The 16217-nt window shown below is 45.7% G+C and carries 10 protein-coding genes, 1 tRNA gene and 1 pseudogene; 5 read left to right on the plus strand and 7 right to left on the minus strand.

Features of this window, described 5'->3' with window-relative positions; all coding sequences use genetic code 11:
• Positions 1-45: 45 nt before the first annotated feature.
• Complete coding sequence (locus QUA47_RS08320) at positions 46-1821, minus strand: GTPase (RefSeq protein ID WP_333430409.1); 1776 nt, start codon at positions 1819-1821, stop codon at positions 46-48.
• Between the two features lie 133 nt (positions 1822-1954).
• Positions 1955-4468, minus strand: coding sequence for a GTPase (locus QUA47_RS08325; RefSeq protein WP_333430410.1), 2514 nt, complete (start codon positions 4466-4468; stop codon positions 1955-1957).
• Between the two features lie 416 nt (positions 4469-4884).
• On the opposite strand from QUA47_RS08325, the gene xth reads away from it, so the two are divergent.
• Together xth and QUA47_RS08335 are read left to right on the plus strand one after the other, a co-directional pair.
• Positions 4885-5670: an exodeoxyribonuclease III gene (gene xth / locus QUA47_RS08330; protein ID WP_333430411.1), complete on the plus strand. Its 786-nt coding sequence runs from the start codon at positions 4885-4887 to the stop codon at positions 5668-5670.
• A gap of 171 nt (positions 5671-5841) precedes the next feature.
• A complete protein-coding gene (locus tag QUA47_RS08335) occupies positions 5842-6717 on the plus strand; it encodes an SDR family oxidoreductase (protein ID WP_333403309.1) in 876 nt (291 codons plus the stop codon).
• A gap of 102 nt (positions 6718-6819) precedes the next feature.
• Here the strand turns inward: QUA47_RS08335 and QUA47_RS08340 are convergent, their stop codons facing one another.
• On the minus strand, positions 6820-7941 hold the full coding sequence (locus QUA47_RS08340) for an EAL domain-containing protein (RefSeq protein WP_333430412.1): 1122 nt from the start codon (positions 7939-7941) through the stop codon (positions 6820-6822).
• 477 nt (positions 7942-8418) lie between these two features.
• Positions 8419-8492 (minus strand) — tRNA-Pro (locus tag QUA47_RS08345).
• A gap of 91 nt (positions 8493-8583) precedes the next feature.
• Between QUA47_RS08345 and lipA the strand changes: the two are divergent.
• The 3 genes and pseudogenes from lipA to QUA47_RS08360 form a co-directional block, all read left to right on the plus strand.
• Positions 8584-9459 (plus strand): annotated as a pseudogene (lipA, locus tag QUA47_RS08350) (lipoyl synthase); the annotation flags it as partial.
• A 785-nt stretch (positions 9460-10244) separates the two neighbouring features.
• A complete protein-coding gene (sigC, locus tag QUA47_RS08355; RefSeq protein WP_006632309.1) occupies positions 10245-11510 on the plus strand; it encodes an RNA polymerase sigma factor SigC in 1266 nt (421 codons plus the stop codon).
• Between the two features lie 267 nt (positions 11511-11777).
• The gene (locus tag QUA47_RS08360) at positions 11778-12305 is read left to right on the plus strand and encodes a transcriptional repressor (RefSeq protein WP_333218594.1); all 528 of its coding nucleotides are present in this window, start codon (positions 11778-11780) and stop codon (positions 12303-12305) included.
• Positions 12306-12482: 177 nt separating this feature from the next.
• Here the strand turns inward: QUA47_RS08360 and QUA47_RS08365 are convergent, their stop codons facing one another.
• The 3 genes from QUA47_RS08365 to QUA47_RS08375 form a co-directional block, all read right to left on the minus strand.
• Positions 12483-14075 (minus strand): peptidoglycan-binding protein, encoded by a 1593-nt coding sequence (locus tag QUA47_RS08365; protein WP_333430413.1) that lies wholly within the window; start codon positions 14073-14075, stop codon positions 12483-12485.
• A gap of 985 nt (positions 14076-15060) precedes the next feature.
• Positions 15061-15237 carry a hypothetical protein gene (locus QUA47_RS08370; RefSeq protein WP_333430414.1) on the minus strand — a complete coding sequence of 59 codons (177 nt, stop codon included), beginning with the start codon at positions 15235-15237 and terminating at the stop codon, positions 15061-15063.
• Between the two features lie 447 nt (positions 15238-15684).
• Positions 15685-16146, minus strand: a complete 462-nt coding sequence (locus QUA47_RS08375) for an SH3 domain-containing protein (protein ID WP_190656764.1) — start codon at positions 16144-16146, stop codon at positions 15685-15687.
• Between the last annotated feature and the right edge of the window lie 71 nt (positions 16147-16217).

Genomic DNA, 16217 nt, shown 5'->3' on the forward strand with positions numbered 1-16217 from the left:
TTCGTTTCGGCATTCTTTATCTGACGGAGGTAGTGTTCCTCACTATTATATCACGGTCAATCGACCGGACATGATATTAGCTGTTGCCTTCGTGATGTACTGGATAATCGCGTCAAAATCCTTACGGATTTCTGCCAGTTGTTGAACCCAAGTATTAGAAGCATAAATCACTTCCTCTTCATTCTGGCGAGCGGCTGCAATTTTCTTCTCAATCTCTCCGTAAACCTGTTGCTCAAAGTCAAAGAGCTGTATTTCAATTTGATTTTCCAAGTCTTTTGCTATTGATTGAAACTGACTGGTAATATCACGACGGACATCAGACATTTGCCTTTCTCGCTCATGTTCCTGTTGCATTTGTAAAATATCTACTCCTACCGAAACAATTGCTAGAGCAGGCCCCAGGAATTTAGCAGCATTGCCGATATTTTTGGCAATACCAACTGCCTGCCAAGGCTTAAACTTAAAGCCGACAAATTTTCCCACAGCCAAAACACCTTGATGTAGACTGCCTCCCACTACATCTATAGAACGTAGAAATCCTTGTTTAGAAGCGGTTTCTACAAAACCCCTCGTTGCCAAATTTGTCAGATTCACCCCGGCAGTCTCACCGATGCTTTTAAACCAGTTAACTTGGCTTTTTAGTCGCTCCACATCCATACCAGCCCCTAGATTTTGGGCTGATATGTTTTGACTTTTATCTAGGTAAGCAACAAAACTCTTGACTAGATTACCTTCTAGCACTTCTTCAACCTCTTGCCGGATATCCTCAACAGCTAAATTCACAGCTTCTTGCAGTTTTTTTTCTGCTTTTTCATAGTGTGTCTTCACATTCAATTCAGCTTGTTTATTAAGGCTTTGAAAATTCCGATCGCTACCTACTGCTGTAGCAAGAGTGTTGCCTTCGCTAGCAACTCCTGAAGCCATCTCTAGGGCTATATTTTTAACCTTGGTTCGCAGGCGATCGCGCTCTTTACGCACTGTGCGAGATAATCGTGTCAGCACTTCAAAAAAAGTAGAATCTGCGCCTGAGTTGCGAGTAAAGCTCAACTGAGCATCATCAACACAACTTAGAGCAATTCGGACAGGTGTATCAAAACGAGCAAGAGAGCCTCGACTTTCTACAAACTGATTTAGAGCATCAATAAAAGTTGGAAATCGGCTGATTTCCGTCAGAAAATCATCTTTATCATCAATGCCTTCACAATAGTCTTTGGCATCGATAAAGCAAATCGGAAATTCCTCAAGACTGTAAGGCTGAAGTGCATCGGCAAGACTTTGGCGGTAGTTGGCAATCTTTTGCTCTTCTTCTCCTGCTTCATCAGACATTTTATTAATGACTAACATCATTTTCCAGCGATAGCCTTTTTCATAGGCTAATTTCTTAAAATTCTCTGCTGTCAGTGAGTCAAAGAGCATATAGGTGAGGCAGAAAACCAGGAAGTCAGATTTGTTAATGGCATCATAAGTAATCTCATCGTGATCTTGGCGGTCGGTAAAAAGTCCAGGCGTATCAATTAGCTTGATGCCATTCCAGTCATAATTGGTCGTTTGATCAGTAGCAATATCAGCATCAATGCGGATATCGCGCCGCCCCGTCATGGCAGAGATAATAGTTGATTTACCAGCACTATATTGCCCGACAAAAGCTACACCTAGAATTCCCTGTTCTTGATACTCTTTTAATTCATCGTCCACTTTTTTGCGGATAGCGGTTAGTTCCGATGTGTTTCCCTGAGCCAGTAAGCTGTCAAATTTTACTCGCGTTTTGTTGAAAAATGCACCGACATCGGCAGCTTGAAAGTTGGAGTTGTTCTGGGTCATGTTAGTTTAGTCGGCGTTGCTTAATCAGGGTATGAAAAAAATAAGTTGAAAATTCCCAAGCTTTGTGGATACTGGTTTCTATGACTGGCATATTTAGCCTTTCATACCGTAAATCAGCAACGCCGTTTAGTCCTTATTTGGGAGATTTGAGATCGCTAAAGGAAATATCCTCTTGAAGGATGTGTTTAATATCCTCTAGGGATTTTCGTGGTTGAACTTGGGATTTTGTGACAATCTTCATGTTACGCCGAAAATCTCGCTGAACTTTGGCAATGGTTTCGTCGATCCGCTCGTCTGTGAGAGTTTCGTTTTCTTCAGTACACCAGTCAATGATTCGCTTGGCATAAGCACGATTGAGATAATTTTCTATACCTGATAACTTCTTTTTTGCTCTTTCAAAATGAGTCGCGATCGCCTCTAGTCCTGCAATCAATTCTTCAAAATAGATGTTGATATTCGTGGTTATAGAATCAGCATATTTACCAAAGTATGCCTGAGCCTGCTGTAGAGTGTTGTGCCTCTGAGTGTTGAGCTGAGTTTCTAATGAAGTTGAGATATTTATAACAGCCTCGCGTCGCTTTTCATCTTTGGATTTAAACATTCCAACAATCCCGCTAACCACAGCACTTACAATCCCGATAGCGAGACCCACAGGAGGGGCGAAAAATAATGCAATAGTTCCTGCTATCCCTAGAATGCCTGCACCAATTCGCACAAAATCTCGAAAATTGTTTGAATCCTGCTCAGTAAAGTTGAAATCGCTACTGCCAAGCTCAGATATTAGTTTTAATTCATTTCCTATTTCCTCCAGAACTTCCTGAACTTCCTTATTTAATTTTTTGCAAGCCTCTTCATAAGCTATCTTTAAGCGTTTTTCAAATCGAAGTGCTTTTAATTTTTTTCCCCATTCCAACTTCATGGTAACTTCGTTACAGTTCCAATGATCTTCTGCAAAAGATGGAACAGCTTCTATAGCATCTTGAAAAATCCTCTCGATTTGTTGCCGTAAAGAGTCTTTAGCATCCTTAGCTACTTTTCGGATGTCCTTTTGGACTCCCTCGCGCTCATTTTTAAGAGTTTCTGTCAATTTTTCATAGACTAAAGCTTGTTTATTTACCCACTTATAAGGCTTATCGATTTCGCCTACGGTAGAACCGAGCAGAGTTTGAGAGCGCCGAATCGCGCCATGATTAACCAGAGATACACGGATTGAATCTAGAAAATCCTGCATCCGACTTGCCTTAAAAAGCTCCTGTTTCTTCTTTGCGTGTTCTGGTTCGCGGGAAAGCTGCGCCGCTAACAGCATCACAGGAACAATATCGAAATAGTCATTAGCATAATGCTCGCGAGCGTAGCGACGGATACGTTCAATGTGTCCGCCTAGACCACTTTGACCATCCATCACAAACATTTTATCGGGGTTCTTTAAGAAATGCTCCAACCGGCGAGAGTCGCGCAGGTTATTCTTGACATTCAGTAAAATAATTAATGGCTTGCCTTTTTCCTTTAATAACTGCAAGAAACCAAACTCACTCTCTTGGATGCTGTCATTGGTCACTACATAACAAATCACATCTGACTCGTCGATAATACTTTTAGCAATTTCTTCATCACTTTGGCCGCCCGGAGCGCCAATCCCAGGAGTATCAATGATGCGGATATTCTTCCACTCACACACCTGATTCAACCGAGTTGTGCGCTGCTTGCCTACACCGATCGCATCCCACCCATGATCTGTAACTATGGCGTGAAGAGTGCTTTTGCCAGCCTTAGTCCTGCCCATAAATGTGATGCTGAAATGATTGAGAGCGCGTTCCTTGCCCCGAAGCGACTCGCGCACAATTTCCATTTCTTTTATAATTTCGGCACTTAGATCATTTCCAGTCTTCTCAAGTTGCTTGGCGACTTCCTTAGCAGTGGTAGCTTGACCTTTACCGCTTGTTTTATATTTGATGTCTTCGATAGCCACTTGAATATTTTTTTCCAACTTGGAAAGAGCTTTATCAGCACTTTTAAGTGCCCCTTCAGCAAATTTGTAATCTTCATCGGCGATGACTGCACATTGACGTATGGCTTCATCATATTCTGGTCCCGTTAACAGGATTTCTCGTCGCAGTTCCTCAACTTTTTGCTCGCTCCCAGTGAGCTTTGCTACATTATCCACTAATGCGCGTGAAAGGAGAAAATCAGCCCCTGTAAGGAAACGCGCACCGAAAGAGACTTTCTGTTGTTGGTTGTGTTCGCCTATGAATCTGGTATCAGTGAAGGCTCCTGCTTCTACAAGCTGCCGCTGTACTTCTCCCGCTGGCCAGTTCCAAATCCCTGCTACTTGTTCCGCCATCTGGCGTTCTAATGCTGAACAGAAACCGTCAACATAGGCGATCGCCAACATTTGCGACATGGCCTCACTTTGCTCACCGGGCGACACTTTCGGAGCTAAATCCTCTACAGAAAGCTGGTTTTCCTCTTGAGCCAGAATTTTTTCCATCTCAGCGAGAGTGCGTTGAGAAGCGCCGATCTGCGTTGCTAGTTCGCGTAGTGCTTTCGACTCTTCACTATGAATCTGCTGATCCGCACAGACCATGTGCGTGACTAATAGGAATGGGTAGTCTAAGTGTTCGGTGGTTCTTGAAGTTATGTCAGCCATCTTAACTTATTCAATATAAAGTCATATTTAGTAGGTTTTTACATCCCAGCTCGACCATAAAAAGTCACATTTAGCTGGTTGCTACAGAAAAAGTCATAGATTCAATACTTATTCGGCGGTAGCGTTTCCGAATTCCTCTCCTATGATACCCTGTTCTTAGGTGACTGAGAATCTCTGCTGCACCAGCAGTGCGATCGCCTAACCGCATCCGAACAACAAGCTATGGGTTGGCTAGCAAGTACCCCCGAACCAGCAGACATCTCAAAAATACCATAAAACCTGCAACTATCAAGGGCAGAACTATTAAATGTCATGCAATCTTTAGGACGACGGTCATTAGTTGAAACAGTACAAAAAAAGGGGCGATCGCACTTTACGATCGCGCCCGTAATCAGAGAGTATATAACAAACAAAAAATGAAAATCGCCACCTGGAACGTCAACTCAATCCGCACCCGCCTAGAACACGTTACTAGCTGGTTGCAAACAAACTCCCCAGACGTTCTCTGCCTCCAAGAAACCAAAGTTACAGACAAAGACTTTCCCCTAGAACCCTTCACCAACCTCGGTTACAACTGCTACATTTCCGGTCAAAAATCATACAACGGCGTTGCCATTTTTAGTCGATCGCCCATGTCGGAAATCAGCAGCGGATTTGCCCCCCTTCTCGGCGACGAAACCGCAGGTATTTTTGACGAACAAAAACGCCTAATCGCCGGGGTTCTAGACGATATTTGCATTATTTGCGTATACGTTCCCAACGGTTCCGAAGTTGGCAGCGAGAAATATGAGTACAAACTAAAGTGGCTCAAACTGCTGCAAGAATACCTCAAAATAGCACTAGATAAATCCCCTAACTTGTGCATTTGCGGCGACTTCAACATCGTCCCGGACGATCGAGATATCCACAATCCCAAAGCCAATGCAAACTCCGTCGGCCTATCAGTAGCCGAACGCCTCGCACTCACAGAAATCATAGAATTAGGATTAAACGACCCCTTTCGCAAATTCACATCAGAAGGAGGTCATTATAGCTGGTGGGACTACCGCGCCGCCGCATTTCCCCGCAACAACGGCTGGAGAATCGACCACCATTATCTCAGCCCTCCCCTGTACGAACAAGCAAAAAACTGTACAATAGATGTTGCTCCCAGAAAATTAATCAAACCCAGCGACCACGCCCCCGTAATTGTCGAAATTTGATTTATAAGTTATAAGGTTAATAGAAACTGAAATATTGCACCATTCTCAATAAGCCTTTTATGGGCGGGCAGGATGCCCACCCCACAAGAAAATTCACTCTTTGTGGAACAGGCATCTTGCCTGTTCTTGAGAAATGTGCAAGATGTAAGTAACAACCAACAACTAAAAATCATGTTCTTAGTAACCGGAGCAACAGGCGCACTAGGCCGCCGAATTGTACGAGAAATCAGACAGCAAGAAAAGCCTGTCCGCGCATTCGTTCGCCTCGCATCTCGCTACTCAGAACTAGAAAACCGAGGCGCCGAGATTTTTATCGGCGACTTAAAACAAGACAAAGATATTAAAAAAGCCTGCCAAGGAGTGCAATACATCATCAGCACCCACGGCACCGGCGGCGACGTTCAAGCAGTACACTACCGCGCTAACATAGAATTGATCGACTGCGCCAAAGAAGCCGGAGTGCAGCACTTTGTCTTTGTGTCGGTACTGGGAGTCGATCGAGGATACGAAGATTCCGCAGTATTCAAAGCCAAGCGAGAAGTTGAAAAATACCTGCAAAACAGCGGATTGAATTATACAATCTTGCGGCCGGCCGGTTTTGCTTCCAGCTTGTTACCGCTAGCAGAAAGATTTCGAGAAACCGGACTTTACCTGCTGATTGGCGACGGCAAAAACCGCACATCTGTTGTCAGTACCGACGACTTAGCAAAGATTGCCGCAGACTCGCCAACAGTCGAAGGCGCCCGCAACCAAATTCTGCGAGTCGGTGGCCCGGATGTGCTGACCAGGGATGACATTCCCCGCATTTTTGCACGCTTATTCAATCGCGAACCGATGGTAATAAACCCGCCACTGGTTGTGTTTGACGGTTTGAGAAATGCCTTGGGTTTATTGAATCCTCAAGCTCAAAAAGACTTAGGAACTTTGCGCGTATTGCTGGGTAACGAGTATTTCTGCACTCCCGAAGAAGTGCAAAACTTGGAATCAATTTACGGCATGAGAATGGAATCCTTAGAAAGCTTTCTGCGGCGCAATTTGAGCGTTTAAAATGCTACTTATTCTCGTTACCAGGCTCTGCCTGGTAATGAATATCCTGAGGCTCTGGCTGCGAACGAGCAAATGTAGCGCCAAATCGCAACTGAAAACCATTTAAGCAGAAATAGGTAGTGGTTCAGCACCAATATAGCTCGTAACTGCGATCGGGGGAGAAGTCGGCTTAGCAATCAAATAACCTTGAACCAAAGTTGCTCCCCGTTCCCGCACCCACTCAAACTCCTCCAAAGTTTCCACACCTTCAGCAACAGTTTTAATTTCTAATTGAGCAGCAATTTCTAACATCTTTTCCGTAATGAGTGCCTTATAATAATCTTGATGGACGTTGCGAATCAATTGCATATCCAACTTAATAAAATCTGGACGCAGTTGGTGCATCAAATTTAAATTAGAAGAACCGCTGCCAAAATCGTCCAGGGCAATTAAAAATCCCGCCTCTCGGTAAAACCTCAGAATCTTAATCAAGTGATCGATATCAGGAGGGTGCTGAGATTCCGCTACTTCAAAAACAATATTGCTGTGAGGAATTCCCGCTTCATCAATAGCCTGTACTGTTCTTCGCAGGCACGTAGCGGGATCGTAAACGGAAGTCGGAGAAAAATTAATAAAAAGTAGTTCTTTGATATCGTAAACATGGGCTTCGCGGATAGCGCGAGTCCGGGCTAAAACATCTAGTTGAAAAATTAGACCTGCTGATTCTGCTTGGGAAAAAATCCGACCCGGATAAATTAAGTTTCCTTGCTCGTCAATTCCTCGGAGCAGGGCTTCATGGGCAAAAATTTTAGAAGTATCTGAGGTATAAACAATTGGCTGAAAATGTGTAGTAATGCGTTCTTGGGACAATAAATCTAACAGCCAATCAGAGTTACTAAAATTAATAAAAGAGTCTAAGGAAGTGCTGCGATAAAAATCGCTAAGTTTGGGCTGTTCAACTTCGGCCATCCACAAAACTTTTGTCTCTTTCAACTCTTGAGTTGTCAGCACGGATGATGCTAGAGCGTTAAAATTTTCTTTCGCTATTCCCTCAAGGATAACGTACAAACACTTGCTCTCTTCTAAAAGCTTGAATTCAAGTTTAGCCTTAGCGAGTGCAGAAATAACCTTGGTCAGCGTATGATATACTGGAAACCACAGGTATAGACCTCCGCTGCCCTCTATTTTTGCGGGTAGTGTTTCGCAGCGAGAGCATGAGCCGAAGGCTTTGCCACTTATTTGCATTGGAATATCCTCCGGTTTTGGGTTAATTTAAGACACGCTAACAATTAACTTTTATTATAAGCTCATTCACCTATTAATTCATCTATCTCAAGATGTAAATCGTGATGAACTTGTATTTAAGAATTCTTGCAGTATTTATACTTGCCTCCGGTTTTAAACTTTGGTCAAAGTTTTCAGCATTGAGCAAGTACGTGTGATTAAACACAGTCCCAAATCCTCACAGAGGGAGAAGGCAAAGACTTGTTCGCTACTCTCTACTGCTGCTGTGATTCTTTACGCCTTATTCTCTAATTCCCTCTGCCAAAACAGTCGCTACAGTTAATTTTTTAGCAAAGGCAAATTAACACGCCCGTGAAGCGCAGCTATCCCGTAGGGAATCGCCCGATCCATTAATTTATCCCAACCACAAATATACACAGCCGGACGATCGCCCAAAACAAACTCACTTGCTGCGGAATATCCAATTTAATTTTATAATCGGGATGACAGGATTTGAACCTGCGACCCCCTCGTCCCGAACGAGGTGCGCTACCAAGCTGCGCTACATCCCGAAATTAGTCACTATATTTTTAGCTTATCACATTCAAGTTAAAATTTAGCAAGCTCGTATATAATGATTTGTAAAACACTACTCAGGCGGAGACAGACGTGACAGTTAAGCCCCAGTGGTTGCGAGTTAAAGCCCCCCAGTGGGAGCGCGTCGGCAACGTCAAAGAAATTTTGCGGGATTTATCCCTGAATACGGTTTGCGAAGAGGCTTCCTGTCCGAACATCGGCGAATGCTTCAACGCAGGTACTGCGACATTTTTGATTATGGGCCCGGCTTGTACCCGCGCCTGTCCTTACTGCGACATTGATTTTGAGAAAAAGCCCCAACCATTAGATCCCACGGAACCCCAAAGATTGGCGCAAGCGGTGCAGCGGCTCAAACTCAACCACGTCGTGATTACCTCTGTCAACCGGGACGATTTGCCGGATGGGGGCGCGTCTCAGTTTGTCGAGTGCATTCAAGCAGTACGATCGGCGATGCCCGATACAACTATAGAAGTTTTGATTCCCGACTTGTGCGGCAACTGGCAGGCTTTAGAAATCATTCTCACAGCCCGGCCAGAGGTACTCAACCACAATACCGAAACCGTAAAGCGACTTTACCGCAAGGTGCGGCCGCAAGGAAAGTACGATCGCACCTTGGAACTATTGCAGCGAAGTCGCGAACTCGCACCTGGGGTTTACACCAAATCCGGCATCATGGTGGGACTGGGGGAAACAGACGCCGAAATTCGGGAGGCGATGCAGGACTTACGGGCTGTCGGCTGCGATATTTTAACAGTTGGACAGTACCTGCAACCGACTCAAAAGCACTTGAACGTAGAAAACTTTGTGCCTCCGGAACAGTTTGATGCTTGGAGAAAGTTTGGCGAATCTTTGGGATTTTTGCAAGTTGTCGCTTCTCCCTTAACTCGCAGTTCGTATCACGCCGAACAGGTGAGGGAACTCATGAAACTTTACCCACGCTAGCAATTTTAATTTGATTTGACTCGCGCCCGATCGCACCATTCTCACTAAAACCCGCTTAACCCGGTAACAGCGAGGAAAAACCTGCGCTTTCTATGCAGGCAGAGTGCAAAAAACCCGGTTTCCGATCTTGGTGATCTTGGAAGATTTCACCGGGCAAGCAGCAGCCAACAGCAAAACAATTATCGACCGATCGCCCCCTCAAAGTCGCGACTTACGCAAAAGACATCCAGAAACCGGGTTTCTTCCTCAAACTTCTAGGTTTTAATCCAGAAGTTTTGTCGAGAAACCCGGTTTTTGCGTCAGTCGCTAACTCGGTACTGCGGACTGTAAAAACTCTGAAGCTCATATTCTGTAATGGATTAAACTTCTGCGTTCACTAAGATATTTTTAATCTAGAGCGCCGAGTTATATAAAGTTTTATTAAAAAAATCGCTAATTTTCCGAAGTGATCGGGAACCAGCTTATCGGTGATGAAGATTAACTTAACTTCTGACTAACGTCACTTGTTTCTAGCCAGTCACTATCTATACTAGCTACATAAACAAAGAAGTACAACACACTTTCCGGGCCTTCAACCTGTTACATCAGAAAGTTCTTAGCGTTTTCCAGAATCTTGGTAAAACAAGTGGGGCAGCAAAAGTTCGATCGAACAACAGCAGAAAAGTCAGGAAAGTTAGTAAAGAAACACAAAGCGGTGATGCTTCGTTTTAACAAAGTGGGCATCATAATTATAAATAACCGCTAAGCGTAGCATCTTTTCACCCGGAGCAACTGAGAAAATCACTATGCCAGCCACCTCTTTTTACGCTGAAGCTGAATTCGACGAACAACTGCGAGTCAATCCCTTGCAAGGTGATGTGTTGGATGAAGATGCTGAAGAAGCTGGAGACGAACTGCTCGACCAAGACCCAGCAGAGACAGAAGATGCAGACCCAGCAGCAAAATTGCAAAAAAATGCCAGCCGCCGCACTACAGATTTAGTGCGCCTGTACCTCCAAGAAATAGGTCGGGTTCGTCTCTTGGGTAGAGACGAAGAAGTCTCGGAAGCTCAAAAAGTTCAGCGCTATATCAAATTGCTGGAATTACGCAACACCGTCGCCTCCCAGGAAGAAGGGCTAATTGGGCGCTTCGTGCATTTAATTGAAGTGCGCGATCGGTTAGCAGCACAGTTGGGACATAAACCTTCCCTGGAACGCTGGGCATTAACCGCCGGCGTGGGTGACGTGCCAGAACTCAAGCGAATTATGTCCGAAGGCAAGCGCCAGTGGGCAGAGTTAGCAGAGATGACAGTCGAGGCGATCGAAAGAGTTCAAGCCGAAGGCGTCGAAGCGAAAGACCACATGATTAAGGCGAACCTGCGCCTGGTGGTTTCGGTGGCGAAAAAATATCAAAATCGCGGTTTAGAATTGCTCGACTTAATACAAGAAGGTACTCTCGGACTGGAGCGAGCTGTAGAAAAGTTTGACCCGACGCGGGGCTATCGGTTTAGCACCTATGCCTACTGGTGGATTCGGCAGGGAATTACGCGGGCTATCGCCACTCAAAGCCGCACCATTCGCCTCCCCGTCCACATCACCGAAAAACTTAACAAAATCAAAAAAGCCCAGCGCAAAATTTCTCAAGAAAAAGGTCGGACAGCTACGATCGAAGATATCGCTGTCGAGTTGGACATGACGGCGCCCCAAGTCCGAGAAGTTTTGCTGCGAGTCCCCCGTTCTGTTTCTTTGGAAACTAAAGTGGGCAACGAAAAAGATACAGAGTTGGGCGACTTGCTCGAAACCGACAGCATCTCCCCAGAAGAAATGCTGATGCGAGAAGCTCTGCACCGCGACTTGCAGCAACTGCTGGCAGATTTGACCAGCCGCGAGCGAGATGTAATTCTGATGCGCTTTGGTTTGGGCGACGGACACCCCTATTCGCTGGCAGAAATCGGTCGCGCGCTCGACTTGTCCCGCGAGCGAGTCCGCCAAATTGAAGCCAAAGCTTTGCAAAAACTCCGCCAACCCAAGCGTCGCAACCGCGTGCGCGACTATCTGGAGTCTCTGACTTAAATTTGGCCGGCCAGTCAGCGCGATTAATCAGGGAGCAAGGCATTCGGCACTTGTGCAGAAGGCATGAGGCATTCGGCAGAAGTAAAAATATTTACTTCTAAACAACTTCTCTGTCCTCTGCAGCAAGTCATAAAGCTTGTTAAAAGTCAAAAAATATCAAAAACCAAATTTTTTCCTCAATCTTTTTTCAATAAGCTGCGATATTTGCAAAATATCTCGATCGTTGTGTATTATTGTCAATAGGCAGACTTTCTTGAGAGGGTCACTATGGCACTTTATACCGCGTCCTCATTCAAATCCGAACTCAATGACAAAGGCTGGCGGATGACTCCCCAACGGGAAACCATCTTGCACGTGTTTCAGAACCTCCCCAAAGGCAATCACCTGAGTGCGGAGGATTTGTACACTTTGTTAAAAAATCGCGGAGAAAACATTAGCTTGTCCACCATTTACCGAACTTTAAAGTTAATGGCAAGGATGAGCCTCCTCCGCGAACTCGAACTCGCAGAAGGTCACAAACACTATGAAATAAACCAGCCTTACCCGCATCACCACCACCACCTAGTCTGCGTTCAGTGCAACAGAACGATCGAATTTAACAACGACTCGATTCTGAAAATTGGCATGAAGCAAGCTGAAAAGTCTGGGTTGCACCTGCTAGACTGCCAGCTAACGATTCATACGGTTTGCCACGAAGCTTTGCGGATGGGATGGCCGTCTTTGGTTTCCAGCAATTGGTCTTGTCCGAGGTCGATCGCCCACAACGGCAGCAGCGCCCCGGATTCAGTCGAGTGATAGTACACTATTTTCGCATTTCAAGTACGGCTTGTTACAATTTTTAACAAAAATCGGTAGCCCAAGTGCGATCGCAGTTACGCAGAAACCGGGTTTCTTAAGAAAAATACATCATTTCAGGAAGGAGTTGGACAGCAGAAACCCGATTTCTTTGATGTAGCGTCCGCAAGCCTGGGGCTAAAAAGTTTGGCTCAACAAATCGTCGCTGCTAACCCCGTAACTGCGCTGAGCTCGATCGAGGGCGTCTCTCGTCGGAGTATCAAAAACTCCGCTGATCGAGCCTGTGTAAAAGCCGAGGTCTTGCAGCCGCCTTTGTAATTGCTCAATGCTCGATCGAGAGTTCAAACTACTGCTAATTGGAACAGCAGGAACAGCAGGAACAGCAGGAACAGCTAACCGCCCTGCTAATCCGTTTTGGATCTCCGCCAAAGTTGCCGGAGTGGCAATACCCGTCGCCGGTGACAAATTGCGTTCCTGCTGAAACGACAGCAGTGCAAACTCGGTCTCGGCTCCAAATACTCCGTTCACCGGGCCGGGGTTTTTGCCCAGACTTCTGAGCGAAGACTGAAGTTGTCGGACAGCAGGCCCAGTATCGCCCCGTCGCAGACCAGTGGCGATTTGCGGCACAGGCGCTGCTGCCTGCCTGTTGCCTTGCCGCAAAGCCGATCGAGTGCTGCGATCGACCCTTCCAGTCCCGAACAGCCCGCTATCTCTCTGAAAGCGGATCAAAGCTGCTTGGGTTGGTCGATCGAACCAACCGTGAATCTGGCTCCTGTAATAACCCAATTCTTGCAGCCGCCGCTGCACAAATTCTACTTGTCGGCCTCTGTCGCCCAACTCCAGGAAATCTCCGGAATTAGTCTGTTGGTCATTTTCCTCAGTCAATGAGGTAATTTGAGCTGCCCTCATCTGGGCATCGATAGCAGTCAAAGTAGCAGTGTCAGCGCAACCGTCAGAAACCAGATTATAATCTTGCTGAAAACGAGTCACAGCGTAGAGAGTGCGTTCGCGAAACTTGCCGTCAACGCCGCCTTCAAAATAGCCCAAAGCTTTTAATTGCCGCTGGATCAAGTCTACCGTCGCCCCTGTGTCCCCGAAGCGCAGCCCTTTGCAACCGCCATTTCCCGAAATATTCCCTGGAAGCGTAACGGGGGGAACAGGTCGGGTGGAACCAAACAACAAAGCTAAAGTTTGCCTATCGGCAACTCCCGTCACCCGCAGTCGATTAATTCGCTGGAAGTATCTAACCGCATTTTGAGTAACTTCGCGAAAACTCCCTGTGGGACGCGCGCTGAAGTAGCCTAGCTGCTGCAACCTGCGCTGGAGAGCAGAAACACCTGCACCTGCGTCTCCAAAACGCAGCTCCCGAGAATTTGTATAAATAGTATTAAAAGGTCGATCGTCCCTGGCAAAACTGTTGAGTGCTATCACAGTAGCTCGATCGGGCCTACCAGTCAGCGACAGTTGATAGTCTCGCTGAAAGTTAGTCAGCGCTTGTTTAGTAACCGGGCCGAGTTGACCAGTCGAAGATCTGGGAAAATAGCCGAGTTCCCGCAACCTGTCTTGAACAGAGCGCAAATTTGGATATCCCGGATCTATTTGAGCAAAAGCCGCACCGGCTGCACTCAAAACCGACAGCATCAAAGCCAGAGACAGCAAACGGACGTAAGTCTGACTCGATAGGTTTTGCCACTTGAGCTCATCAAAAATTTTCGACTCTGCGGGTGCTTCGCAAACAAGAGCAAGTTCGAGGTAAGCAAGAGATTCCATAATTTTTTAGTGTGAAATTGTGGGTGGGTTGTGTGAGCAAGCTGCCAAAAATGATTTTTGGCACGCTTGGCTTGGATTCTACCAACGCTAAGTTCTACATGAAAAGCGCGAAGCACCCGTTTTTTTTTTTTAATACCGTCAAAAATAATTACAGGTAATAACCAAGATAGCATCGCTGCTTCTAGAGACGCGAGACTCAGCAAAAAAGTTTGCAGGTATAGTCTTAGCCTTTAAGGTCAAAAGAGAATAAGTTGTGGGGTAGTGCTGGCTAATATTTTATCTGGCTGCAGCTGAAATTACCACAAGACTTGCGAGCAGGCTGTCATCACCTTAATTTGTTGTCTGGTAAAGAGCCTGAAATCGCAGGTTTTTTGTTAAGAAACGCGGCTTCTTCATGTGGCGATTGCGTCTAGGAAAGTACCGCTGATTAACCAAAAAACTAGCCACTAAAAATCCCCACTTTTGCTAGTTGCAAATAGGGCGGGGATTTTTTGATAAGTTGACTTTGTAGTGAAATACCTAACACTAACCTTGCGGTGAGCGTGTAGGCTTCGTGTCTTATTTGCCGTTGCTCTGTTGGGGATATCCATTGCTGAATATTCGTCACTCAAGACGATCCAAGTCTTACACAGCATCTCTGGCTTTGCAGCCTTTATCCCTTCGTAGGGAACCCACGCAGAAACCCTGTTTCCCAAGGCAAAAAACTATTCCGTATGACAAACTTGGATTGTATTTCACATGTTTGACGTATCCCAATAACCAGCGGTTTGTCTTTTCCCCTTTTCTCTCGCAGTTATCCTTGGTAAGCATACTAATGCTACTGTGACCTGTTGTTTGCAGCCGAGTGGGTGGGTCGCAACCACTTATATCTTACCATCTTTTTGTGAGAAATCAGGAAATTTTTGATTATTTCATAGACCTTGCTTGGCTTATATCCCAACGCTGAATTGAGTACAATTACAGCGTGGGACTTACGCCAATTGAGTTAAATTAAGTCGAACCGATCGCAAATTACAGCTACTCCCGCTGCAAAAACAGTAATTGCGATGGCTACCAGCGGGTTTTGCCCTCTGCTCACCGCAAAAGAGGTAACGACCCCAGCTCCCAAAGCCGCAGTAACAGCAGCAGTCGCCAAATCTCGATCGGGACGTTTGTCGTACATATTTTTTATTGTTGGTAGCTGTTAAGCTGAAAACTTACATCTTGTAATCCAAGCTACCACTCTTGCCTCTGCGCCAGGGACAACAGCCTGGGTTTTGCAACTAACCTTAAAATTTTGCTAAGTTTCTTAACATACTCTCCTGAATAACATAAGTTAGGATTATGTATTTTCGAGTTTTTCTGTTGAGTTTTAGCTGTTGAAACCTTTTGTCTGCTGGGCTTTTATGTCAAATTCAGGATTTTGCAGGGGCGAGCGCACCCGCAGTGTCAGCGCATCAAACTGCTATCGCAAATATCGTAAATAAATTTAACTTGACTTTTATTTATAAATATGTATCTCGCTAGTGGGAACCACAGACAGGGAAAAACCCGGGGTTGGTAAACAACCTGCACACTACGATTGCTTCGCTGCCCTCACAATCAGAGGAGTATATTTTTTGTCTAAGTCCTATTCGCCCTCAACTCTTTCAGTATTGCCACCTTTGACCCAACCTTCGCGATTGCCATCCTCAATCCGAATTCGCTGCCACTCTTTGTCGGGCGACTCTTCCAAAACTACGACTTTTTCCTTGTAACCAACACCGCCAATGCGGTTCGAGTCTCGGCTACCAGTATCCCGGAGAATTAAGCCGATCGGCTGAGTCACCACAGCTCGGTAAGCTCCCGGTTCCAGGGGTTTCGGAGACGGGGCATCGCTAGATGTAGAAACTGGGCTAGCCTGGGCTGTTGACTTGGGCCCAGCGCCGGCAACCTGAACTGCTGTTTTGTCGTTGGGAAAAACAGGTTTTTCGGGCACAGTAGTTAGCTTAGCGGCAAAGTAAAGTGCAGCAGCCACGCTAGCACCTGCCATCAGGACGATCGCGAGCAGAAAACCCACTAAAAATTTGAAAACGCTATATACACTGTTCATAAAACCGCAAATGAAGGAAGAAGGAAGAAGGAAGAAGGAAGAAGGAAAAAGGAAGAAGGAAAAAGGAAGAA

This window comes from Microcoleus sp. MON2_D5, assembly GCF_036701905.1.
In the GTDB taxonomy this organism is placed as follows: Bacteria; Cyanobacteriota; Cyanobacteriia; order Cyanobacteriales; family Microcoleaceae; genus Microcoleus.